This is a genomic window from Shewanella gelidii, assembly GCF_014647855.1.
Classification (GTDB): Bacteria; Pseudomonadota; Gammaproteobacteria; order Enterobacterales; family Shewanellaceae; genus Shewanella; species Shewanella gelidii.
In genome coordinates, this window is record NZ_BMPZ01000034.1 from 1 (window position 1) to 660 (window position 660).

Below are 660 nucleotides of genomic sequence, written 5' to 3' on the forward strand. Positions count from 1 at the left end.
CTGCCAGAATTGGCAAATAGGTAGTCTGCGCCAAGGCTCAACTTGTCTTGCATTAAGCCCGCATAGTTCACGCCTGCACCCAAGTGAATAAATTCATCTTCGATGTCCGTCGACCAATCTGCGCTGCTAAAGCTCTGGCTGCCCAGTTGACGCGAGTCAATCCATTGCTGACCAGCAAAGACATAACCGCTCATTTGCTTGCTAAAGGTCATGCCTAGATTCAGGTCATAGCCATAATCGGTGGCATCAATGAGCCCAAGCTCGGATTGGTCATAGTCATCCTTGGCATAACGTGCTTTAAGGTTCACATTTAACCAAGGGGCAGGGTTGTGAATAAATTGTGCTTCAAACGCGTGACGTTTACGGTCAGCCAAGTCGTACTTACGCAGTAGTGGGTTGGTCAGTGTTGATGTCGCACTGACAGCTTGATACGTACTGCCACCTCGGTCTGCCACACTCGCTTTCAGCTTAAGCTTGGCGTTGTAGCAACAATTGATTGTTGCCTTGCCCCAAAGCCTTGTGTCTTGGGTTTGCTCTCGGTCACCATGGCTGCGCTCCACTTCTTTGCGCTCTAGACCCGCTTGCACGCGGTAATCGCTGTTGATGCGATAGGCCATATTGACTTTGTAATCCCGCTTTTCGGTATCCAGCGGCACATTT

General features: G+C 50.0%; 1 protein-coding gene. It reads right to left on the minus strand.

Annotated features, from left to right (window positions below; translation table 11 throughout):
• Nucleotides 1-660, minus strand: a 660-nt coding sequence (locus IEY18_RS17315; RefSeq protein ID WP_188923139.1) for an MtrB/PioB family outer membrane beta-barrel protein, incomplete at both ends; no start/stop codon positions are given.